Source organism: Cohnella boryungensis (assembly GCF_042651945.1).
In the GTDB taxonomy this organism is placed as follows: Bacteria; Bacillota; Bacilli; order Paenibacillales; family Paenibacillaceae; genus Cohnella; species Cohnella boryungensis.
This window is the reverse complement of the sequence record NZ_JBHSED010000040.1, coordinates 95,176-116,973: the sequence shown is the minus strand read 5'-3', so window position 1 is coordinate 116,973 and position 21,798 is coordinate 95,176. Positions and strand designations below refer to the sequence as shown.

Here is a 21,798-nt window from a genome sequence, read left to right as displayed (position 1 = left end):
ACGGGAGGAAATCATCCGGGTTTTTGCTAACATTTTCTTAACAAACTGCCAAATCGCGGCTGGCGCCTCCTACAGCGCCTTGCGGCTGCGAACCTCGAAAATGCCGAATTTCAAGTAGTGCCCTTCCTCTACCCCAGCCAGCTGCGGATGGTCCTTGCCCGCGCCGCGCCACTCGACGCGACGAATGATTTTGCCGGCATCCTTCGCCGCTTCCTGAATCGTCTCCAGGAACAATTCCGGGCGAACGTGGTAGGAGCAGCTGGCGGTGACCAGATAGCCGCCTTCATTCAGCAGCTTCATCGCCTGCAGGTTGATCTCCTTGTAGCCGCGGCAGGCCCCTTCAACCGCCCGCTTCGTCTTCGCGAACGCCGGAGGATCGAGGATTATGACATCCCACGTCCGGCCCTCCGAGGACAACGGCTTGGACGTATCCACCTTGGCCCCGGAGGCTTGCGCGCTCGCTCTCGCCAGCTTTTCGTCTCGCCCGGCCACCTGGCTCCGCAAATATTCGAAAGCGTCCGCCGCGACGAACTCCACGCGCTCCGAGAAGCCATTAATCTCTACGTTGTGTCTGGCCGTCTGAAGCGCATGCTCCGAAATATCGAGGCAGGTGACCCTCTTGGCTCCGTAATCGCATGCATGCAAGGTGAAGCTGCCCGTATGAGCGAAGCATTCCAGCACCGTTGCCCCGTCCCAGTAGGGGAAGGTCACGATGTTGCCTTTCTCGTTGACGGGAACTCTTCCGAGCTCCCCGCCCTCCGTTTCCTTCTCGACCAAGCGAATGCCGCTGCGCGCGCCCCAGCCTTGAATCAGGGGCCGGATCGCCGCCCGATTCTCCCGCTGGTCGAAGAAATAGCCGGTTTTCTGGCCCGCTTCGATATCTACCTGCGCCTTGAGCCCGTTTTCCACGATCTCCACGAGTTTTGGACATTCTCCGTACAAGAGCCCGGTTTTCTCCTCCAGGCCTTCCAGCGTGCGAACGCCCACGTCGCTCCGTTCGTAAATGCCGCGCGGGGAGAACACTTGTATCAGCGCGGGAAGCCACGCCTCGCGAGCCGCATCCATACCGAGCGTCAGCACCTGAACGACCAGCACGCCGTCGAAGCGATCAACGACCAATCCGGGAAGGAAATCGGCTTCCCCATAGACGAGACGACAGGATTCGCCTGTACCGAGAAACCGCTCGCGATGGGCCAAGGCGCGTTCGAATCTGCTGCGGAAGAACGTCTCGTCCATTTGCTCCAACGGGCTATACGCTACGATTCGGACCGTAATCTGGGATGCCGGGTTCCAGTAGCCCGCCGCGAGGAATTGGCCGCGATGATCGCGAACCTCGACCACTTGGCCTGGCTTCGGCTCCCCTTCCGTCTTGGCGATTTCGTTCACATAAACCCATGGATGCCCTTCCTCCAGACGTGGTCTTCTGCTTTTGTTCAGCCATACGGCCGCTTGATTGCTCATTGACCTTTCACTCCTTGTCCGTTCATAAACTTGTCCGGCTCTTGCATACGTTTTTCTATGGAGGTGCGAAAAATGATTGCGGAACTGCTTATCCCGTCGTTGCTCGGATTTGCGCTGCTGCTCTGCGGCATGAAGATCATGGAGACGTCCTTGCAGCGCTGGGCGGGCCAGAGGCTCGTCTCCTGGGTGTCTGCGTCCACAGCGACACCCGCGAGGGGATTTGCCGTCGGCACCGTCGCCTCCGCGCTTCTGCAGAGCAGTACGGCCGTTACCGTGCTGACGATCGGCTTCGTCAATGCCGGCTTGCTGAGCTTCTCCCGCAGCTTCGGGATTCTGCTCGGCACGAATGTGGGCACCTGCCTCACAACCGAACTAATGAGCCTCCAATTGCATCGCTATGGCGTTTATTTGATCGCGCTGGGCGCGGCGGGCTGGATCGTCACCTACGCCTTCAACGAAATGCGCGACGCTGCCCAGCCTCCCCGGAGAGCGGTCGCATTGCGTCATGCCGCCGTAGCTGCAGGAGGCTTCGGTCTGCTGCTCGTCGGCTTCAAGCTGCTCCAGAGCGTCGGCCCGGCCCTGAGGGAGAACGCCTATTTCGAAGCCCTGATGCGGCATGCCTACGACACGCTGCTCTGGGGCGTACTTGGCGGCGCGGTTATCACCGCGCTCGTCCATTCCAGCGCCGCAGTCGTCGCCATGTGCATGAGCTTGGCGGCGACGGGAGCGATCACCCCTGAAGCGGCCATCGCCATCGTGCTTGGCGCCAACATCGGCACCTGCTTCACGGGGCTGGTCGCCTCTCTTGGCGGCGGCTCCGGGGGGCGCTTCGTCGCATTGTCCCAGCTCGCATTAAATGTCGGAGGAGCGGCGCTGTTCTTCCCGCTGATCGGGGCTCTGCACGGAGCCGCTTCCTTCCTGGCTCCCGACGATCCATCCGCCCAGGTCGCGCACGCCCAGACTCTCTTTAACGTGCTTTGCTCCTTGCTGGCGCTGCCTATCGCCTATCTGCCGATCTGGCGGCGCGGCGTCAACACTCCGACTTAAGAGATATCCGCCCCAAGCCGCTCCAGCGCCAGCCTCAGCACCTCGTCGTTGTTGTCATATCCTGCTTCACGCTGCAGCCGCCAGGCGTCGGCGGGGGGGTGCCAGGCTACGCCGGAGATCTCCTCCACCTGCGCGCGAAGCTGGCCTTCCTCGGCTTCAACCAGATAATAGTGGACTTCCTTCTGCACCACGCCCAGCTCGGCGTGCTCGTATTGGTAGGAAATCGTCTGAAGCGGCTCGACGATCCGTCCCGTAACGCCCGTTTCCTCGACGATTTCCCGCAATGCCGTCTGCTCCACCGTTTCTCCGGGCTCCATCTTGCCCTTGGCCAGCGTCCTTTTGCCGAACCGATCCTCGATCAGTTGAATTTCCAGACGACCGTCCTGCTTGCGGAACACAACGCCTCCCGCAGATATTTCCTTCCTCATATCCTGGTCTCCCTTCGTTCCGATCCTGCAATTACGGATTTCATATGTACGTCAAAAAGATTTCACCGCAAGGGGTAGCTCTCGCATGCCTTCCTTGCAATGAAATCTTCAAACTGCGACCCTTTTAGGCATGCAGCGCGATCGGCCGGGAACCGGCGTCCAGCACCTCGAGCAAGTCGCCCCTGCACTCGTTCGCATCGGCTTCCGTAATGCGAACGCGGCATAGCTTGCCGGTCAGGGAGGCGTCTCCCTTGAACACCACCTGCAAATAATTGTCGGCATGCCCGCCGATATAGCCCGGCTCGCGGAGCGCCTTGCCGTCCCGTTCCGGGATGACTTCCACGACGCTGCCGATCCACTCGCGGCCGTAAGCTCCCTGCATTTTCTCCGACAGCTCGATCAGCTGATGGACGCGCTCGTGCTTGATCTCCTCGTCCACCTGCTCCTCCATGCGTGAGGCCGGGGTTCCGGTCCGCTTCGAATACGGAAACACGTGCATCTCCGCAAACTTCATCTCTTCCATAAAACGATATCCGTTCTCGAATTGCTCCTGCGTCTCGCCGGGGAAGCCAACGATGACGTCCGTCGTAATCGCAACTCCGGGCATCGCTTCCTGAATACGGCGGATTTTGTCCGCGAATTCGGCTGTCGTATACTTGCGACGCATCCGCTTGAGAATATCGTCATCGCCCGCTTGCAGAGGAATGTGCAGATGGCGGCACATTTTCGGCGAGCTGTTCAGGATGGCAATCATCTTCTCGTCGATCTGGCTCGCTTCGATGGAGCTGATGCGAATTCGTTCCAGACCCTCGATCTTGTCCAGATCGGCGAGCAGATTGGCAAGCCGGTAATTTTCCAAGTCGTCCCCGTAGCCTCCGGTATGAATGCCGGTCAGAACGATCTCCTTATACCCGGCGGCCACCAGAGAGCGGGCTTGCTCCAGCACGCTTTCCGGATTGCGGCTGCGGGACAGGCCCCGCGACCATGGGATGATACAGAAGGTGCAGAAATTGTTGCATCCCTCTTGAATCTTAAGAAAGGCGCGTGTCTTATCGGTGAAGCTCGGCACGTCCAGCTCCTCGAACTCCCGCGTCTTCATGATGTTGCGGACGGCGTTTACAGGCTTGCGATCGTTCTGAATATCCGTTACGAACGACATCAGCTTCTCGCGATCCTGCGTTCCGATGACAAGATCAACTCCCGGAATCGCCATAATCTCTGCAGGCGAGGTCTGAGCGTAGCAGCCCGTGACGGCGATGACCGCGTCCGGATTGCGCCGCACGGCGCGGCGAATAATCTGGCGACTCTTCTTGTCTCCGGTATTCGTCACCGTGCACGTATTAATCAAGTAAACGTCCGCCGTCTGCTCGAAGTCGACCTGCTCGTAGCCCTCGTTCTTGAACAGCTGCCAGATCGCTTCCGTATCGTAAAAATTGACTTTGCAGCCTAGAGTATAAAATGCCACGCTCGGCATGCTTAATTTCCTCCTAACTCTCCGGACTCGTAAGCGAGACACGCCAGCGCATACAGCGCGGCCGTCTCCGTCCGCAATATTCTCGGTCCCAGGCCGATCGTCTTGGCCCCCGCCGCGATCGCCGCCTCCGCTTCCTCTGCCGTGAAGCCGCCTTCCGGCCCGACGATCAGCAGAATGGCCGGATTCGCATCCGTCGCAAGCGGCGTCCGCCCGCTCTTAAAGTCCGCTAACGTCTCACGCAGACCTTTGCCCCTGCGGCCCTCCTCCTCGTAGCAAAACAGAACGAGGTCGTACTTCGCGAAGGCGCCCAGAAGAGCCTTCCATGAGCTCACTGCATGAATGACAGGAACGACGCTTCTGTGGCTTTGCTCTGACGCTTCCTTCGCGATTTTGCGCCAGCGGTCGATCCGTTTCGCTTCCTTGCGTTCATCGTACTGAACGACGGTTCTTCTGGAGAGAAACGGAAGGAATGACGCCGCACCCGCTTCCGTCCCTTTCTGGATGACGGTCTCCAGCTTATCCCCTTTGGGCAAGCTCTGCGCAACGGCGACTCTCCAGCCCATCTCCGCGGTAGACGTCAGCTCTTCCTCAATCTCCGCCTGTACATTATCTTTATCGACGGACACGATTTTGGCGATTACATCGCGTCCGAGACCGTTGCATGCAATCAGCCGATCTCCCGGCCTGGATCTCATGACGGCGGCCGCATGCCGCGCGTCGTCTCCTAGAAGCGTGACGGCATGCTCATCCATCTGCGCCTCCGGCACGAAATAACGCTGCATCCCAATCTGCCTCCTGCCTTACTCTCAGCCTTCATCATACCGTTTTCAGCTTGTTTGCGCTACCGTCGATCCGATGCCAATCAGAAAAATACGTTAAGAATCGCAACCATTCCCTCAATGATGGGCTGTCTCAATCTCATTAGTGGTCCGATCGTCATATCGCGCAGCGGAGGGACAAATACGATCAGCAAAAACGCGAACGTAATCCATTGGCTCTTCTCCTGGATCAGAATTCGAGTTTTGACGGACAGGAATTCCTCCACAATCCGATAGCCGTCCAGCGGCGGCACGGGAATCAGATTAAACAGAAACAACGCCAGATTGATCGAAATCCAGTAGTTGATGAAAATCATAATATTGCTCATCAAATCCAGCGAAGCATGATCGAAAACATTCAAGGTGCGCAGCAGATAAAAAAGGAACAGAAGAATGAAGGCCAGCAGCAAGTTGCTGATCGGGCCTGCCGCCGTTACGATGATATTCATCAGGCGGGGGTTTTTGAACCTGCTCCGACGCACCGGCACGGGCTTGGCCCAGCCGAATCCGGCAATGACGAGAAACAGCATCCCGATCCAGTCCAGATGCGCGATGGGGTTAAGCGTGACCCGGCCTTCCCGGTACGCCGTGTCGTCTCCGAACTTCCAGGCTGTCCACGCATGGGCGAATTCGTGCACGCTGAACGCGATCAGCATGATCAGGATAATAACCGGAAGATGCTCGATCGGAAACCAGAAAAAGTTCACTCGTCCTCCCCCTTCGGCTTGCCGGCGACGAACGCCACCCAGTCTTCCTGCCTCAGCACCTCGATAATTTCAAAGCCTGCGGCGAGCAATCCAGCCTCGACGATCATTTCTTTGTTTTTGAAAATTCCGGACGCGATATACAGCCCGCCAGGCTTGAGCACGTCCATAACATCGCCAATGAAAAGCAAAATAATCTCAGCGAGGATGTTGGCCACAACCAGATCTGCGGGCGGCTGCACTCCGTCGGTCATTCGCGGAGCTTCGCTCTGACTCTCGTTCAGCACGCCCAGCAGATCGCTGAGCCTAACCTCGATATCTTGCGCGTATCCGTTCTGATCGACGTTCTCCTTCGCGCATTTTATCGCTACCGGATCCAGGTCGAGCGCCAGCACCTTCGCTGCTCCCAGCTTCATCGCCCCGATCGCCAGCACCCCTGAGCCCGTTCCGACGTCAATGATTCGCTCTCCGCCCTGAATCGCGCGATCCAAAGCCTTCAAGCACAGCGCAGTCGTCGGATGCGTTCCGGTGCCGAAAGCCATTCCGGGATCAAGCTCGATGACCAGCTCGTTCTCCTTTGGGGTATACGTCTCCCACGTCGGCTTGATGACCAGTCGTTCCGTAACCGCAGCAGGCTTGAAGTATTGCTTCCAGGCGTTCGCCCAATCGTCTTCGTGAACGGAGCCGATGTGGATCGTGAATTCCCCGGCATCATAGCCGAACTCCGGCAAGCCCTCCAGCAAAGTCTTAAGCTCCGCCGCCAGCGGCTCCATGTCCATGTCCTCCGAGAAATAGGCCTTGAACAGCGAATAGCCTGGACGTATATCGTTCAGAGGCGTGTCGTACACCTCGCCGTACTTCATATCTCTCGGCTTGTCGGCCGACCATGCTTCCTCGACCGAGACGCCCCCGGCACCCAGCTCCGTCAAATAATGCGTCACCATTTCTTCCGAGGACTCCGCCGCCAGGACGGTTAATTCATGCCATTGCAATCTGTTCCTCTCCCTTGTCCCGCCTGATCTCTATTCAATGAATCTCATTATACACGTACTGTTTTGCTGGATGCAAAAAAGTTTAGCCCTCCGCTGAGCGACCGATTAGCCGATCTTGCCGCGTTTTCCCGGTTGGCGGATCGTCTGCCGTTCTTTCCGTTACAGCCATTATCCCCATCGCTCAGTGTGCCGCCCATACGAAGGTTGTCCGATTGTCGCGATATGAGCGCCATTTGCCTGGCCGGCCTTGCGTGCCAAAGGGGTAACATTTCGGCATGTCGGAGGAAATCTGAGCGATGGGTATAGTCCGCTTGCGCTAAAAAGGGCCGCCTGCTTTCTTCCGTCGGGGACCTGAGCCGTGGGGATAACGAGCCAACGCTAAAGCTCCCTGCTTCTTCTGCCGCAAATCTGAGCCAAGGGGATAGCGGCAAAAAGCGCCTAAAAGAAAAGACGCACCTCCGCGTAAGCGGAAGGCGTCTTCTCTTGAAGTCAACCCAGTTGGCCGCCGGCCTGAACAATCACTGTTCGGGCTTGTTCGACCACATCTGCCGGAATGTGAACAGACAGAGAAAATTCGGCGGACGGCGTTCCGCCAGTCCAATTGTCTCCCGCGCCGGAGAGCTCTCCCGAGTAGAGCGCTCCCTCCGAGGAGAGGGCCGCCATCATGCCGCTGTCATCAGCGGCTTGCAGATAGCCGGCGTCGGATGAGCCGAAGGCCCCGCTCGGCGCATCAGCGGCCCGCTCCAGTCGAAATCGGTCGCCCCTAAGAGCCGACAGCTTGCGGATCGCCGACTCCGCTTGCTCCTGCGATGGGAAATTAGCCTGCAAAGGCCGCATCTCCAGCAAAGTCATTCCGCCCCTTCTCCGGTTGCCCGTTTGTCCGCCGCTTTCGCTCTCTCCGCGGCTTCCTTGTCCTCCATATCCGCATACTCCTCGGAAAATTCGACATCTTCCGCAGTAACGACTGGCAGCTCCTCATGTTCGTTCGTCATAATCCCGTTCAAACCTCCTTAACCTAGGTGCGAATGACTTACCCGATCCTGCCAATAGCCTGCTCATCGGAAGAGTCGCTTATGCACCAAGGATAGGCAGGTCTGAATCTTATGAATAAGCGTGTAACTTATAAAGTCTGTATCGTCAAAAAAAATCGTCCGCATGCGGAGGCCCGCAATTGGACGATCTATATCGTAACCTGTATCTATTCCGGGCTGTGAGGCCGCTATTTGCAGCGAATCCTCAGTCGCCGAGAATCGCGCGTTTCATCCGCTCGAAAATCGATTTGCTCTGCTCATGGGTCGCTTCTCCGCTCTTCGCGGCGAACTCCCGCAGCAGATCCCGCTGATCTTCGCTCAAGTGGGTCGGCGTTACGATCGTTACCTTTACTTGCTGATCGCCTTGCCCGTATCCGCGAAGTCTCGGAACGCCCTTGCCCTTGAGACGGAAATAAGTGCCTGTCTGCGTTCCTGCAGGGATCTTCAGCTTGACCTTCTCGGTCAGCGTCGGAATCTCGATCTCATCGCCCAATGCCGCTTGGGCGAATGTCAACGGAATCTCGCAGAATATATCGTCGCCCTCACGCTCGAAGAAGTCGTGCGACTTCACCCGCAGAACGATGTAGAGATCGCCAGACGGGCCGCCCCGTTGTCCGCCTTCTCCTTCGCCGCTGACGCGAAGCTGGGCGCCATCGTCGACACCCGCAGGGATCTTGACGTGAATCTTCCGTTGCTTCTTCACTTGGCCGCTGCCGGAGCAGGTGCCGCAACGCTCTTTAATGATCGTGCCGCGTCCCGAACAAGCCGTACAGGCGCGACGGTTCACTATGCGGCCGAACGGCGTGTTCTGAGCCACTTCCTGCTGGCCGGAGCCGCGGCAGACCGAGCACGTCTCCGGCTTCGTTCCCGGCTTGGCCCCGTTGCCGTGACAAGTATCGCATGTCTCGGTGCGAGGAATCGTGATATCCGTCTCCTTGCCGAACACCGCTTCCTTGAACTCGATCGTCATCGTATATTGCAGGTCGTTGCCGCGCTGAGGCGCGTTAGGATCTCTGCGGCCGCCGCCCCCGAAGAACATGTCGAATATGTCGCCGAAGCCGCCGCCCGAGAAATCCGCGCCGCCGCCCCCGAAACCGGCGTTCGGGTCCTGGTGGCCGAACTGGTCGTAACGCGCGCGTTGCTGATCATCGCTCAGGACATCGTACGCCTCTTTGACTTCCTTGAACTTCGTTTCCGCATCGGCCGCTTTGTTCACGTCCGGATGGTACTGTCGAGCCAGCTTGCGGTAGGCTTTTTTGATATCGTCCGCAGAGGCGTTCTTCTGAAGCTCCAGAATCTCGTAATAATCTCTTTTGTCCGCCACTTCTCCACCTCCTCATGAAGGAAAGTCAAAGCGATTCCGCATCTATCGGGAATCGGCTTTGACTTTCGGTTTATGCTGCAAACCTCGATTATTTCTTGTCTTCGTCGACGACTTCGTAGTCAGCGTCAACGACGTTGTCCTTAGCGGGACCGGAGCCGGATGCCGCATCGGCGCCGCCGTCCTGACCCGGTTGACCTTGTTGAGCCGCTTGCTCATACAGCTTGACGGAAAGCTGCTGAACGATCTCCGTCAGCTCCTCGGTCGCTTGCTGAATCTGTTCAAGGTTATCGGAGCCGAGCGCCGTTGTCAACTTCTCTTTCGCAGCGTTCGCCTTCTCGATTTCACCCGCGTCGACCTTGTCGCCGAGATCCTTGATCGTTTTGTCGACGCTGTAGATCAGTTGATCGGCGCTGTTCTTCGCCTCAACCAGCTCGCGGCGAGCTTTGTCTTCCTCGGCGTGCAGCTCGGCTTCCTTCTGCATGCGCTCGATGTCTTCCTTGCTCAGACCGCCGGAAGAAGTAATTGTAATTTTTTGCGTCTTTCCTGTGCCTTTGTCCAGAGCGGACACGTTAACGATACCGTTCGCATCGATATCGAATGTAACCTCGATCTGAGGCACTCCTCGCGGAGCAGCCGGAATTTCGCTCAGGATGAAGCGGCCAAGCGTTTTGTTGTCCTTCGCCATAGCGCGCTCGCCCTGCAGGACGTGAATTTCAACCTGCGTTTGCATATCCGCATATGTGGAATATACTTGGGATTTGCTCGTAGGGATCGTCGTGTTGCGATCGATCATTTTCGTCAGAACGCCGCCTGCGGTTTCGATACCGAGGGACAGCGGAGTTACGTCCAGCAAGACGACATCCTTTACTTCGCCAGTCAGAACGCCCGCTTGCACGGCCGCTCCGAGCGCGACCACTTCATCCGGGTTAACGCCCTTGTGCGGCTCCTTGCCCGTCAGCTTCTTGATCGCTTCCTGAACGGCAGGAATCCGGGTGGAACCGCCGACAAGTACGATCTTGTCGATATCGGAAGGGGACATGCCGGCATCGGACATCGCTTGGCGTGTCGGGCCCATCGTGCGCTCAACCAGGCTGGCCGTCAGCTCGTCGAACTTGGAACGGCTCAGGTTCAGCTCCAAGTGCTGAGGAACGCCTTCAACAACGGTGATGAACGGCAGGGAAATCGTCGTGGACACGACGCCGGAGAGCTCCTTCTTCGCTTTCTCGGCAGCATCCTTAAGACGTTGCACGGCGGCCTTGTCCTTCAGCAGATCGATGCCGTGCTCCTTCTTGAATTCTGCGGACAGCCATTCCATTACCGCTTGGTCGAAGTCGTCTCCGCCCAGATGGTTGTCCCCGCTTGTCGCTTTAACTTCGAAGAAGCCGTCGCCAAGCTCGAGAATACTGACGTCGAACGTACCGCCGCCCAAGTCGAATACGAGAATCGTTTGATCCTCTTGCTTTTCGAATCCGTAAGCAAGCGCGGCTGCCGTCGGCTCGTTCACAATTCTAAGTACTTCCAGGCCCGCAATATTGCCCGCGTCCTTCGTCGCTTGACGCTGGCTATCGTTAAAGTATGCAGGAACGGTAATAACCGCTTGCGTAACGGGTTGCCCCAGGTAAGCTTCCGCATCGGCTTTCAGCTTCTGCAGAATAATCGCCGAGATTTCAGGAGCCGAGTAGGATTTGTCCTCGATCGTTTCCTTGTGAGTCGTTCCCATGTGACGTTTAATGGAAATAACCGTACGATCCGGGTTGGTGATCGCTTGACGCTTTGCCGTCTCGCCTACGACACGCTCTCCGTCCTTCTTGAAGCCGACGACCGAAGGGGTCGTGCGGTTGCCTTCCGCATTGGGGATAACGACGGCTTCGCCGCCTTCCATGACCGCGACGCACGAGTTCGTCGTACCGAGGTCGATGCCGATTACTTTACTCATAGTAAGTTTCCTCCTTTTATATAAGTGCGCAAGAGTTGTATAGGTTGCTTGTCATCCTGCCTAGGTTAACCGCTGACTTTAACCATTGCGGGACGAATGACTTTATCCTTCAATACATAGCCGGATTGGACGGCTTCGATCACAGTGCCTTCCTCATGCTCGTCGCTTTCCACCCGCATAATCGCCTGATGAAGCTCGGGATCGAACTGCTGTCCTACGACCTCCATCCGCTTCAAGCCTTCCGCATCCAGCACTTGCGTCAGCTGGCGGTAGATCATGTCTACGCCTTTGGCGAAGGAATCTCCTTCCGCCGCTTCGCCGCCCGTCAGCAGCGCGCGCTCGAAATTGTCCAATACGGGAAGCAACTGGGTAATCAGCTTCATCGAAGCGTATTGAGCCAGCTCTTCCTTCTCCTTCTGCGTCCGCCGACGGAAATTATCGAAATCGGCCTGCGCACGCAAATAGCGGTTCTGATTGTCCTCCGCCTGACGCTGCAGCTCGACAAGACGCGCATCCTCTTCGGCAGGCTGCGGGGAAGCAACCTCTTCGCCCTCAAGCTCTGCCGTCGGATCGCTTACGGTTTCCTGCTCCAATACTTCCTCTTGACGCTCATCCATGTTCGCTTGCTCCTTCGTTTCCTTCGTACTCATGCACGATTCACCTCCCTTACCGTGCCTCCCGCTATCGGAGGCTATGCACTTACTTATGCCAACGGGACATCAACTGAGAGATGTCCTTGGATAAATAATCAAGCAAATTGATCACTTTTCCATACTCCATGCGCGTCGGACCCAGAATGCCGATCGTGCCTAACGATTGTCCGTCATACGTGTAAGTTGCGGTAATCAGGCTGCACTGGTTAATGGCCTCATGCGAGTTTTCCGTACCGATCTTTACTTGTATCCCGCCCGGATTGGATTGAAACAGCTGCACGAGCAGCGGCGTTTCCTCCAGCATTCCCAGAATCGTTTTCGCCTTATCGACATCCTTGAACTCGGGCTGCGTGAGCATGTTGGAGGCACCGCTTAAATACACCTTGGGATCGTGCTCTTCGGCGATCGCCTGCTCCACTACCGAAAGAATCTCCTCGCAGCGCTCCACGTAGCGGCTGAGTTCTTTACCAACCTCATTATGAAGGACGGATTTGAGTTTGAAGAACGGAATTCCCGTAAGCCTTTCATTAAGAAGGTTGACGGTTTTGGTCATATCGTCCATCGATATCCCTTCGGGAATCGTAATGGTCCGATGCTCCACGTGTCCGGTGTTCGCTACGATGATCGCAACGGCGGATACGTCGTTAATGGGAACGAGCTGAAAATGCTTCAACGTGGTATTGAACATCTCGGGTCCCAATACGATGGAGGTGTAATTGGTCATCTGAGAGAAGATCGTGGCTGCATGCTCCATGATTCCTTCCCAGTGATTCATCTTCTCCATGAAAAACTGACGAAGCTTGCGGGCATCCCCGTCGCCTACAACCCCCAGCGTAACGAGATGATCCACGTAATAACGGTAGCCTTTAATAGAAGGAATACGGCCGGCGGAAGTATGAGGCTGCTCCAGCAAACCCATTTCCTCAAGGTCGGCCATCTCGTTGCGGATCGTCGCCGGACTGAACGAGACGTCTCCCCGCTTGGAGATGCTGCGGGAGCCGACCGGTTCGGCGGATCGAATGTAATCGTCGATTATCGCATTTAGAATCATCCGTTGTCGTTCGCTCAGCATTCGAATCTCCTCCTTGTCGGTCCTTCCGCTTGCGATTCGTTAGCACTCCGTTACAGTGAGTGCTAAAGGCTAATACAAAAATACCAAATCGAGTACGGTCGTGTCAAGAACGTTCCGGCTCGATTTGGCTTGGCGGATCAGATTTGGGCGAAGCTGAGCTGCTCGTTCTCGGGCACAGGCTCAATGATTTTGACGACGGCGATTTCATCGCAGCAATGCTGCTTGGCGCAATTCACGCAGTCCGTCCACACCTTCTCGGGAAAAATCTCTTTATCCACGATTTTAAATCCGTTCTTTTGAAAAAAAGCGGCTTCGTAGGTGAGCGCCATCACCTTCGGGATGCCCTGCAGCTTGGCTTCGGCGATCAAGGCGTCCACCAGCTTGCTGCCGATGCCTTGTCCCTTGTATCCGTCCACGATGCCGAGCGAACGGATTTCGACGAGATCGCTGCCGAGGCGGCACAGCGATCCGCAGCCAATCAACCGATCCCCGTCCTGCGCTACGATAAATGTCGCGATGTTGCGGCTAAGCGCCTCGTGAGAGCGCGGAAGCATAATTCCTTTGGCTGCATAGCCCTGTATAAGTTCATAAAGCGCCTCGACATCCTCCGGCAGCGCTTTGCGACAAATGATCGTCATAGCCATTCCTTCTCTCATACAATGAATATGTATGAATAAATATACAACACATCGGATTATTCCTCAAGGGACATTTCTCAAACGAAAGCGCCGAACACTTCGTTGCCCAACAATATGCCGCGGGAGGTCAGGCGATACCCGTCTTCACCCTCCGCAAGCTCTAGCAGCCCCTGATCCACAAGCCTCTTCAGCTCCTTGCCGTATATGGCCTCCAGCTGCGCGCCATCGAATTGCTTGGCGAAGCTTGCTCTCGTAACGCCTTCCTGCAGCCGCAAGCCTACCATCATGAAGTCGCCCATCGCCTCTTCGCGGCTGACGCTGCTGCACTCCAGCCGCGGCAGCGACCGATTCGCCGCATCGATATAAGGCTGAACGCCTTTAATGTTGATATGGCGCTGCCCGCGGGCATATCCATGCGCCCCTGCGCCAAGACCGTAATAAGGCTCGTTGCGCCAGTACGTCGTGTTGTGGCGGCTTTCGAAGCCGGGGCGGGCGAAATTGCTGATCTCATAATGACGATAGCCTGCGCCGGTCAGACTTTCTATTAAATACTCGTACATCGCTACTTCTTCCTCTTCTTCCGGCAGCGGAAGCTCGTCCCGCTGATACAGACGATGGAACAGCGTGTTCTCCTCTACTTTGAGTCCGTATAGGGAATAGTGGGGGAGATCCAGCTCCAGCGCTTTGTTGACGCTGTCCTGAAGCTGCGCCAGCGTCTGGTTCGGCAAGCCAAACATCAGATCGATGGACAGATTCTCAAAGCCGGCCGCCTTGGCGTTGGCGATGCTCTGGACGACATCGTTGGCCTGATGGATTCTGCCGATCCGCTCAAGCAAGTCGTTGTCGAAGGTTTGCGCTCCGAAGCTGATCCGGTTGACCCCGCCCTCCCGCATCGCTGCAAGCTTCTCCAAGTCCGTCGTGCCCGGATTGGCTTCCATCGTAAACTCCGCATTGTCGGCAAGCGGAAAATGCCGCCTGACCGCAGCCAGAAATCGGGCCATCTGCGGCGGGGTCAGCACGGTCGGCGTCCCTCCTCCGACAAATACAGTGTGGATGATCTCGGGTGGCAGCTCCTTCACGGTGAGAATCATCTCGTTCTCCAGCGCGTCCAAATACGCGTCAATCGGCTGGCCAGCCGCGACGTAGGAATTGAAATCGCAGTAAAAGCACTTGTTAGTGCAAAAAGGAATATGAACGTAAAGCGCCCTGGGCGTCCATCCGTGGAGCGACGGAGCGCCAGAGGACGCTTCCTTGGAATTGGTCACGGTATTCACCTCGCTTGCAAGCTATAGCTACGGCTCTTGAGAAAGAGAAAAGCGGGCCGAAGCCATACGCATCATATCATATTTCGCCGTATTTAATCCATTTTTCAAGAAGCGGTGGCAGACTGGTGGCGACATAAAAGAGCAGCGAGGTTACCCCTCCTGCTCTTTTGCTTTCTTTAGTATACGATTCATTTCCACGCTGATCGTCCGGTCGTTATCGGCAGCTCTCGCCTCCAACCACTCTAAAACCTCTTGATCAAATTGGATTGTTCGTTGTATCTTCTTTTTCCCTTCTGGCTTTGGTGGTCTTCCAGCCATACCTATCACCTCGACACTAAGATAGAAGGTGAGGGAAACGCCTTCGGGAAGGGTGAAAAAATGAAAGATTGGGTATCGCTCCTTACGGCCATCATCCAGTGCATTACCGTAATAATCCTACTTATCAAAGGTCGCAAGGAAACGAAAAAAAGGAACCAAACGTCGCCGCCCCGGCAATCGTTAAAGGCTCCTTGTAAGAGGAGGTCGGATAGCACCCGGCCTTCTCTCCCCAATCTTAACATATTTGGTTCAAAAATAAACGGAGGTGGCGACATGGAGATGGTAACGCTGATCGTAAGCATTGCGGCCCTAATCATTAGCGGCGCGGCACTCGTCAAGGCAGCACGCAAATAAAGCAGCCCCACAGGGGCAGGGAGGTAATGGGGATGTTGAAAGCTGTGTCGGTGAAGGAGATTCCGAATTATAAAGAAATATTTTTTGTTTCAACGCGATGGTGCTTGATCGATGAATCAGGGGATTCGCTTTATGCATTTCGGACAAAGAAGGCAGCGCTAGCCGCAGAATCCGATCCAATCAATTACCCGGCGTATTAATATCACCGGAGCCCTTCGGAGCACCCCCAGGGAGGAATAAGCGTGGAAATCTCAGTCAACAAGCTCAAATATGCAGAGTGCGGCACCGTCTTCTACTCCGGACCGGATGAGGACGAGTACGACAAGTGCCCCATGTCTTTTTGCAAAGATGGATACGGCTACGAGGTGGACGAAATCGCCTACGATATCAACGTAAATAAAACGACCGGGAAGGTAACAATCGAGCAACGCATCCCACCAAATGACGTAATCCGTATAAAGTGACCCGCCTGACGAGCGCATAACGCGCCTTGGGCCTCCAGCGGAGGAGGCCGAAACCTACCGGCTATGCCGGGATGGTCGCGGGAACCCGCTACGAGCTAGCCGTGCATGGCTGGCCTTTACATAGATGCACGTTGACAATAGGATAGAGATACAAATTACACTAAAGACGAAGATGATGAATCGTTCAAATCTGGATCAATTGTATTCGTCTTACTTAACTGATTGTTACTAATGCCTCCGAATGAATCACCTGGAGAAAACGAGGCGGCCCCTCCATAATTTTTACTTGAACTAGTTAGATTAATGACTGCTGTATCTCCAATGTGTACACTCGACCCCTGGCTTACACTATTAATTTTTATTTTTCCAACTATTGCAGGCAATTTAATGTACCTCGCCACTTAAATTAAATTTATATTATTATCTTATGGGGATTGTTGCCCACATGTGATCGAAAATGATTTTTGCTTGATCTGTTATATGGGGGTCAATCATGGACGTAGGGTGCCGGTCAGGGATTAGTTGTTTGGTTCAGGCGGGATGCTGCAAAGTCCGGAGTTCGTGGATTTTGTAGTATTTGAATTCTATCCATTACAAGGCGGCAATCATGCGACAAACAAAAAAAACCCGAGAGCCTAAGCCCCCGGGCTGATCATAATTAGAATGGTTGACCGCTGTTTACGGTGATTGGAACATCTGAATAAATGTCTGAAACAGACTTATGTTGATCTCTGATTTCCCCATTCGCTAAAAACCAGCCACTCCCTGACTCCACTACTATTTTTCCGTATGCAGGCCGATCTCCACAGGCGTTGGTCCCTACTCCGAATTGGGCCGCATAGTGAACAGTGCTATTGCACCCAGGAAAACTATTGATCCCGGGGAGAATGTTATCATTATAAAAATGAACACTTACATCGGCCGAAGCCGGAAAGCCGACACCGACATAATCGCGATCAGCACAGCCGCCGCAGACATTCAAACCTTTTTAGACCATCTCTTCATATTCATTTCCCCCTGTTATGGATTCTCTACTTCGTACTCGTCCACATCGAACGTCAGAATCTTATCGAAGATCACGTATTCGCTACGAGCTTTGAATGGGCCCTTGTTCCATGTCTTCACGAATTTGTACTTAGCCGGGCCGCTGCCTGCGTCCTTGGCATCGTACCAGGAGAGGAAGGCGTTCAGCTCGGCTGCAGATAGGTCGTATTCCTTGATCTGGCCGCCGGAGATGTAGATCGTCAGGAGGGCGCGGGAAGGAGACGAATACGTAATTTCAACTTCATTTGAATTTTCACTTTCAGCAGTACCATTGATGGTCGTTACAACATAATAATATGTTTGACCCACTTCTATCGTAGTATCTGTATAGGTTGTGCCAGTTACTGTGGCCAGTGTTTGATAAGGCCCCCCAGGCGTTGTGGAACGCTTAATGTTGTACGCTGGTGCTGCAAGAACTGTGCTCCAGTTTAGATCAACATTTGGTATATTTAAGGTACCGTTCAACGTGGGGACATCGAATGTAGAATCAAATCCAAAGAAATCAATTTCAAATAACTTTTTAACTGACCCCGAACCTTGCTGAACAGAAACTTTAATTATCTTTTCTTTTGAAATTGTCTGTGATGCTCCAGATGTAATCCCTTTGAGAGTACTAGAATTGCCGTATACATCAAAGAACCATATGTCAGTAACACTTTGAGTTGATTCAGATTTTAGCTTATATCCAGTAATGTCTTTCGCGTAATCGAACTTGAACCATACCACATCATTCACATTACTCGTAGTAGTTGATGAAGGTAATGAATAATACGTTGCCTCATCATTATCCGTCATCTGATCGGATGTGAGAACAGCGCTAGAAGTCGAATCTGGCCCAATGTTTAATAGTTTTCCATCCAACAAACCTCCAGGATATGCAGACACACTAGGGGCGGGAATTAAAAGTCCGATTGCTAAAGCAACACTTAAAAAAAGACCGGCTAACTTCTTCAATGTAAGTCCTCCTCTTATGTAATGACACCATCATACAAGGAAAATTCAGGAGTTTGCAGTCTGATAATCGACAGGGATCTACAATATACTTAAGGGTTAAAAGGAAAAACCCGGAAGTCGTAGCCTCCGGGCTGATTGATTCACTTCCACATATCGCCAAACTAAGACTTCTAGTATAAAATGATGTCGTCTGGAAGTCTTAGCAAATACCTCAGCCGATGAGGACATATTAACGAGGTACAACATGGTCAAAACATTGAAGATTCTTGCTATCTCAACATTTATTTTAGCTTTTATTGGTGGAATAGTTTGCGGGAACGTCTATGCCATAGAACCCGAGTACAGATATGATGATGAGAAATTTAATTGGGCCATCGCACTAGCGTTATGGGTTTCTGGTGCAATATCCGGCATATTTATTCTCGCATTTTCGTTCCTTCTGGAGCATGTTGAGAACATGTCATATAACATTCAGATGTTGGTCAACGAAAACAAAGGCCCATCGCCTTCTGCACCGAAATTAGGAAACTCCAAAGCAAGTCTTAGTAAACTGAGTGGGTACAGCATTGGAGCCGATCGTTCGGAATAAATAAAAATACCCGCCTCGCCACCTGGATGAGCAGGTATTTTTACTTATTTGGTCTTTGTGCCCTTACCTAGTCCTCGCAGCCGAGCATAGATTGTGATGCGCTCCCAGCCCACCAACGTCTTCTTCGGCGTATCGATGAGCCCGCCCAAGTCCGCGTTGCCGAACTCCTTCACAAACCACGTCGGAGCTGGCTTAACCTCCATTGCATCCTTTACGGCCATCGTCAGGACTGTCGCCGCGCTCGTCAGTTCGTCAACCTTTTTGCTCAACACCTCAAACGCTTTTGCCTCTGCTGCTGTCATTGGCTCTGCCTCCTCGTTTTGACTGGCTGCGGGAACACCCAATACTGCCGAGCCTCCCGCGTGAACACCAGCTCATCCACCTCGTTAATGCCGTCATCCTTAATCCCTTGTTTGATCAGTCCGTCGTTGCCGTATTAAACAAAGCGCTCAAGCAAGCGGTGTACCCTTACAAATCTATCAGCGAGAACCCGATGCAACATGTGGAGTTGGTCATGGGGGACACGGAAGTAAAGCCTACGCATGAGGACTTGAAAATCCAATCCAAGGAGAACCTTCGGGAGCTGAGTAAATATTTTCACGAGGGTCATCCGTTTCACATCCCGTTTCAGATCGGGCTACACACAGGAGTCCGGGTCGGTGAGGTTTGCGGATTGGAATGGGGGGATATCGACTTTGACGCACAAACGATTACCATTAAGCAACAACTTGTTGGGAGGCACAGCAGTCAGCCGAAAGCCAAAAATGCAAAAATAACAGTGGAGTGGGTTGTCGGCCCGCCAAAATCCAAAGCCGGTTAAATCGCACCATTGCCATCGGCAATACCTTGATGGAGTTTTTGCGGAAGGAGAAGCTGCGGCAAAAGCAAAACCGTTTGCGGTACGGGGAATTCTATGCCGTGTCTGACATGGGGGATTTCGTATGCCGGAAAGAGAGCGGCGAAGTGATCACGCCAGCTGTTGCGAAGTACCACACCAGAAAAGCAAGCGAGAGCCTCAGCATCGATTTCAACTATCATTCGCTTCGGCATACACATGCGACGATGTTGATCGAGCAGAAGCTCCCGACAAAATCTGTACAGAAGAGACTCGGGCATAGCCGAGCGGCGATCACCGAAGACCGTTACGTTCACCTTACGCAAAAAATGGCTCGGGACGCTGCCGATATTTTCGATTCCATCACCAGTGATCTGTAGATTTGCCACCGCGTCGCGCATTCCGTGGCAAATGGGTGGCAAACCCTCATTTCGGACTATTTTCAAATCCCCTGAAAGTGCGGAAACGCTTGATACATCAGCGATCTAATCTTCATCCAGCTTGAGAACGGCCATGAACGCCTCTTGCGGCACCTCGACGTTTCCGACCTGCTTCATGCGCTTCTTGCCTTCCTTCTGCTTGTCCAGCAGCTTCCGCTTCCGGGAGATGTCGCCCCCGTAACACTTCGCGAGAACGTTTTTGCGCATTGCCTTGATCGACTCGCGCGCGACGATCTTCTGACCGATCGCCGCTTGAATCGGCACCTCGAACATCTGGCGAGGAATAAGCTCCTTCAGCTTCTCGCAGATGATCCGGCCGCGGTTATAGGCCCGATCCTTATGCACGATAAAGGACAGCGCATCGACCTTCTCGGCATTCAGCAAGATGTCCATCTTGACCAGCGTCGATTGCCTGTACCCGATCACCTCGTAGTCGAATGAAGCGTAACCCTTCGTGCTCGACTTCAATTGATCGAAGAAATCGTATACGATCTCGGCCAGCGGAATATTGTATTTCAACGTGACGCGGTTCGTGTCCAAATACTGCATATCGATGAACTCTCCGCGTTTGCCCTGGCACAAATCCATAATCGCGCCGACATAATCGTTCGGGACGATGACCGATGCTTTCACGAACGGCTCCTCGACGAAGTCGATTTTGCCGGTCTCCGGATAGTCCGCCGGATTGGAAATCTCCACAACCTCGCCGCTGGTTAGCGTAACCCGGTAAATAACGCTTGGAGCGGTGGTGATGAGCGGAATGTTGAATTCGCGCTCGATCCTCTCCTGGATAATCTCCATGTGAAGCATTCCCAGGAAACCGCAGCGATAGCCGAAGCCCAGCGCTTGCGACGATTCAGGCTCATAGCGCAGGGAGGCGTCGTTCAGCTCCAGCTTCTCCAGCGCGTCCCGCAGATCGTTGTAATCGGTCGAATCGATCGGATACAGTCCGCAGAAGACCATCGGGTTAATGCTGCGATAGCCTGGCAAGGCTTCGACGGTCGGATTCCTCAAGTCGGTGATCGTATCGCCGACGCGGGTATCCTTCACATTCTTGATCGACGCGCTGACGAAGCCGACGTCTCCCGGTCCCAGCTCGGTGACGACCGTTGGACGAGGCATGAAGGTTCCCACCTCGACAACCTCGAAGCTCGCTCCTGTCGCCATGAACTTCATCCGCGTGCCGGCGCGAATCGTGCCGTCGATTACCCGAATATAACAGACGACGCCCTTGTACGCATCGTAGTGAGAATCGAATATCAGCGCCTTAAGCGGCTTGTCGCGATCCCCGATCGGCGCCGGCACCTTCTGCACGACCTGCTCCAGAATCTCCTTGATTCCGATTCCGTTCTTCGCGGAGGCCAATACGGCGTCGCTGGCGTCGAGTCCGATGACATCCTCAACCTCTTGCTTCACGCGCTCAGGCTCCGCGCTCGGCAGGTCAATCTTATTGATGACAGGCACAATCTCCAGATTGTTGTCCAACGCGAGATAGACGTTGGCAAGCGTCTGCGCTTCGATGCCCTGAGCGGCATCGACAACGAGCAACGCGCCTTCGCAGGCGGCCAGACTTCTGGACACCTCGTAAGTGAAGTCGACATGGCCGGGCGTATCGATCAGGTGCAACAAGTATGTTTCTCCGTCATCGGCTTTATAGAGCAGACGGACGGCCTGCAGCTTGATCGTAATGCCGCGCTCGCGCTCCAGATCCATAGAGTCGAGCACCTGGGCCTGCATTTCCCGCGAGGTTAGCGCTCCGGTATATTCCAAAATGCGGTCCGCCAAAGTCGATTTGCCGTGGTCGATATGCGCGATGATGCAAAAATTGCGAATGTGGCTTTGCTTAATAGACAGTTCTGCCATTCCAATGAGTACCTCCAGCCGGTTCCATAACGTCAGATGACGATCACTTCATTATAACAGCGTATCTCTCCGCCATCAATGCGTTCGCCGCTCG

The 21,798-nt window shown here is 54.4% G+C and carries 24 protein-coding genes; 6 read left to right on the top strand and 18 right to left on the bottom strand.

The window, feature by feature from the left end:
* Nucleotides 1-69: 69 nt before the first annotated feature.
* Entirely contained in the window at nucleotides 70-1,461 is a 1,392-nt protein-coding gene (locus ACFO1S_RS19155) for a class I SAM-dependent rRNA methyltransferase (RefSeq protein ID WP_204601173.1), read from the bottom strand.
* 72 nt (nucleotides 1,462-1,533) lie between these two features.
* On the opposite strand from ACFO1S_RS19155, the gene ACFO1S_RS19150 reads away from it, so the two are divergent.
* Nucleotides 1,534-2,508: a Na/Pi cotransporter family protein gene (locus ACFO1S_RS19150; protein ID WP_204601172.1), complete on the top strand. Its 975-nt coding sequence runs from the start codon at nucleotides 1,534-1,536 to the stop codon at nucleotides 2,506-2,508.
* Here ACFO1S_RS19150 and ACFO1S_RS19145 read toward each other — a convergent pair.
* The 13 genes from ACFO1S_RS19145 to hemW all read right to left on the bottom strand — a co-directional run bounded on the left by ACFO1S_RS19145 (nucleotide 2,505) and on the right by hemW (nucleotide 14,843).
* Complete coding sequence (locus tag ACFO1S_RS19145) at nucleotides 2,505-2,936, bottom strand: NUDIX hydrolase (RefSeq protein ID WP_204601171.1); 432 nt, start codon at nucleotides 2,934-2,936, stop codon at nucleotides 2,505-2,507. The genes ACFO1S_RS19150 and ACFO1S_RS19145 overlap by 4 nt on opposite strands.
* Nucleotides 2,937-3,060: 124 nt before the next feature.
* A complete protein-coding gene (gene mtaB / locus ACFO1S_RS19140) occupies nucleotides 3,061-4,410 on the bottom strand; it encodes a tRNA (N(6)-L-threonylcarbamoyladenosine(37)-C(2))-methylthiotransferase MtaB (RefSeq protein WP_204601170.1) in 1,350 nt (449 codons plus the stop codon).
* A gap of 2 nt (nucleotides 4,411-4,412) precedes the next feature.
* Nucleotides 4,413-5,192: a 16S rRNA (uracil(1498)-N(3))-methyltransferase gene (locus tag ACFO1S_RS19135; RefSeq protein WP_204601169.1), complete on the bottom strand. Its 780-nt coding sequence runs from the start codon at nucleotides 5,190-5,192 to the stop codon at nucleotides 4,413-4,415.
* Between the two features lie 80 nt (nucleotides 5,193-5,272).
* Nucleotides 5,273-5,935: a site-2 protease family protein gene (locus ACFO1S_RS19130; protein ID WP_378127364.1), complete on the bottom strand. Its 663-nt coding sequence runs from the start codon at nucleotides 5,933-5,935 to the stop codon at nucleotides 5,273-5,275.
* The gene (prmA, locus tag ACFO1S_RS19125) at nucleotides 5,932-6,924 is read right to left on the bottom strand and encodes a 50S ribosomal protein L11 methyltransferase (RefSeq protein ID WP_204601168.1); all 993 of its coding nucleotides are present in this window, start codon (nucleotides 6,922-6,924) and stop codon (nucleotides 5,932-5,934) included. The genes ACFO1S_RS19130 and prmA overlap by 4 nt, the downstream gene beginning before the upstream one ends.
* 489 nt (nucleotides 6,925-7,413) lie before the next feature.
* Nucleotides 7,414-7,776 carry a hypothetical protein gene (locus ACFO1S_RS19120; protein ID WP_204601167.1) on the bottom strand — a complete coding sequence of 121 codons (363 nt, stop codon included), beginning with the start codon at nucleotides 7,774-7,776 and terminating at the stop codon, nucleotides 7,414-7,416.
* Entirely contained in the window at nucleotides 7,773-7,916 is a 144-nt protein-coding gene (locus tag ACFO1S_RS19115; RefSeq protein ID WP_204601166.1) for a YfhD family protein, read from the bottom strand. Before ACFO1S_RS19115 ends, ACFO1S_RS19120 begins: the two co-directional genes overlap by 4 nt.
* Before the next feature lie 244 nt (nucleotides 7,917-8,160).
* Entirely contained in the window at nucleotides 8,161-9,279 is a 1,119-nt protein-coding gene (dnaJ, locus tag ACFO1S_RS19110; protein WP_204601165.1) for a molecular chaperone DnaJ, read from the bottom strand.
* An 88-nt stretch (nucleotides 9,280-9,367) separates the two neighbouring features.
* A complete protein-coding gene (dnaK, locus tag ACFO1S_RS19105; RefSeq protein ID WP_204601164.1) occupies nucleotides 9,368-11,215 on the bottom strand; it encodes a molecular chaperone DnaK in 1,848 nt (615 codons plus the stop codon).
* A gap of 65 nt (nucleotides 11,216-11,280) precedes the next feature.
* Nucleotides 11,281-11,865 (bottom strand): nucleotide exchange factor GrpE, encoded by a 585-nt coding sequence (gene grpE, locus ACFO1S_RS19100; RefSeq protein ID WP_204601163.1) that lies wholly within the window; start codon nucleotides 11,863-11,865, stop codon nucleotides 11,281-11,283.
* 49 nt (nucleotides 11,866-11,914) lie between these two features.
* Nucleotides 11,915-12,940 carry a heat-inducible transcriptional repressor HrcA gene (gene hrcA, locus ACFO1S_RS19095; protein WP_204601162.1) on the bottom strand — a complete coding sequence of 342 codons (1,026 nt, stop codon included), beginning with the start codon at nucleotides 12,938-12,940 and terminating at the stop codon, nucleotides 11,915-11,917.
* A gap of 137 nt (nucleotides 12,941-13,077) precedes the next feature.
* Nucleotides 13,078-13,578: an N-acetyltransferase gene (locus ACFO1S_RS19090; RefSeq protein ID WP_204601161.1), complete on the bottom strand. Its 501-nt coding sequence runs from the start codon at nucleotides 13,576-13,578 to the stop codon at nucleotides 13,078-13,080.
* Between the two features lie 77 nt (nucleotides 13,579-13,655).
* Nucleotides 13,656-14,843, bottom strand: coding sequence for a radical SAM family heme chaperone HemW (gene hemW / locus ACFO1S_RS19085; RefSeq protein WP_204601160.1), 1,188 nt, complete (start codon nucleotides 14,841-14,843; stop codon nucleotides 13,656-13,658).
* Nucleotides 14,844-15,547: 704 nt separating this feature from the next.
* Here hemW and ACFO1S_RS19080 point away from each other — a divergent pair.
* Together ACFO1S_RS19080 and ACFO1S_RS19075 are read left to right on the top strand one after the other, a co-directional pair.
* A complete protein-coding gene (locus ACFO1S_RS19080) occupies nucleotides 15,548-15,715 on the top strand; it encodes a hypothetical protein (RefSeq protein ID WP_204601159.1) in 168 nt (55 codons plus the stop codon).
* Between the two features lie 42 nt (nucleotides 15,716-15,757).
* Nucleotides 15,758-15,979, top strand: a complete 222-nt coding sequence (locus tag ACFO1S_RS19075) for a hypothetical protein (protein ID WP_204601158.1) — start codon at nucleotides 15,758-15,760, stop codon at nucleotides 15,977-15,979.
* 155 nt (nucleotides 15,980-16,134) lie between these two features.
* On the opposite strand, the gene ACFO1S_RS19070 is transcribed toward ACFO1S_RS19075, so the two are convergent.
* Both ACFO1S_RS19070 and ACFO1S_RS19065 read right to left on the bottom strand, forming a co-directional pair.
* Nucleotides 16,135-16,380: a spore germination protein gene (locus ACFO1S_RS19070; protein ID WP_378127357.1), complete on the bottom strand. Its 246-nt coding sequence runs from the start codon at nucleotides 16,378-16,380 to the stop codon at nucleotides 16,135-16,137.
* Between the two features lie 619 nt (nucleotides 16,381-16,999).
* Nucleotides 17,000-17,977 (bottom strand): hypothetical protein, encoded by a 978-nt coding sequence (locus ACFO1S_RS19065; RefSeq protein WP_204601156.1) that lies wholly within the window; start codon nucleotides 17,975-17,977, stop codon nucleotides 17,000-17,002.
* A gap of 244 nt (nucleotides 17,978-18,221) precedes the next feature.
* Here ACFO1S_RS19065 and ACFO1S_RS19060 point away from each other — a divergent pair, with 244 nt between their 5' ends.
* Complete coding sequence (locus ACFO1S_RS19060; protein WP_204601155.1) at nucleotides 18,222-18,566, top strand: hypothetical protein; 345 nt, start codon at nucleotides 18,222-18,224, stop codon at nucleotides 18,564-18,566.
* Nucleotides 18,567-18,610: 44 nt separating this feature from the next.
* Here ACFO1S_RS19060 and ACFO1S_RS19055 read toward each other — a convergent pair whose 3' ends face one another.
* Nucleotides 18,611-18,868: a hypothetical protein gene (locus ACFO1S_RS19055; protein WP_204601154.1), complete on the bottom strand. Its 258-nt coding sequence runs from the start codon at nucleotides 18,866-18,868 to the stop codon at nucleotides 18,611-18,613.
* A 212-nt stretch (nucleotides 18,869-19,080) separates the two neighbouring features.
* Between ACFO1S_RS19055 and ACFO1S_RS19050 the strand changes: the two genes are divergently transcribed.
* Together ACFO1S_RS19050 and ACFO1S_RS19045 are read left to right on the top strand one after the other, a co-directional pair.
* Nucleotides 19,081-19,386 (top strand): tyrosine-type recombinase/integrase, encoded by a 306-nt coding sequence (locus tag ACFO1S_RS19050; protein WP_378127354.1) that lies wholly within the window; start codon nucleotides 19,081-19,083, stop codon nucleotides 19,384-19,386.
* A 29-nt stretch (nucleotides 19,387-19,415) separates the two neighbouring features.
* Nucleotides 19,416-19,781, top strand: a complete 366-nt coding sequence (locus ACFO1S_RS19045) for a tyrosine-type recombinase/integrase (protein ID WP_378127353.1) — start codon at nucleotides 19,416-19,418, stop codon at nucleotides 19,779-19,781.
* Between the two features lie 105 nt (nucleotides 19,782-19,886).
* Here ACFO1S_RS19045 and lepA read toward each other — a convergent pair whose 3' ends face one another.
* Complete coding sequence (gene lepA, locus ACFO1S_RS19040) at nucleotides 19,887-21,704, bottom strand: translation elongation factor 4 (protein ID WP_204601151.1); 1,818 nt, start codon at nucleotides 21,702-21,704, stop codon at nucleotides 19,887-19,889.
* Between the last annotated feature and the right edge of the window lie 94 nt (nucleotides 21,705-21,798).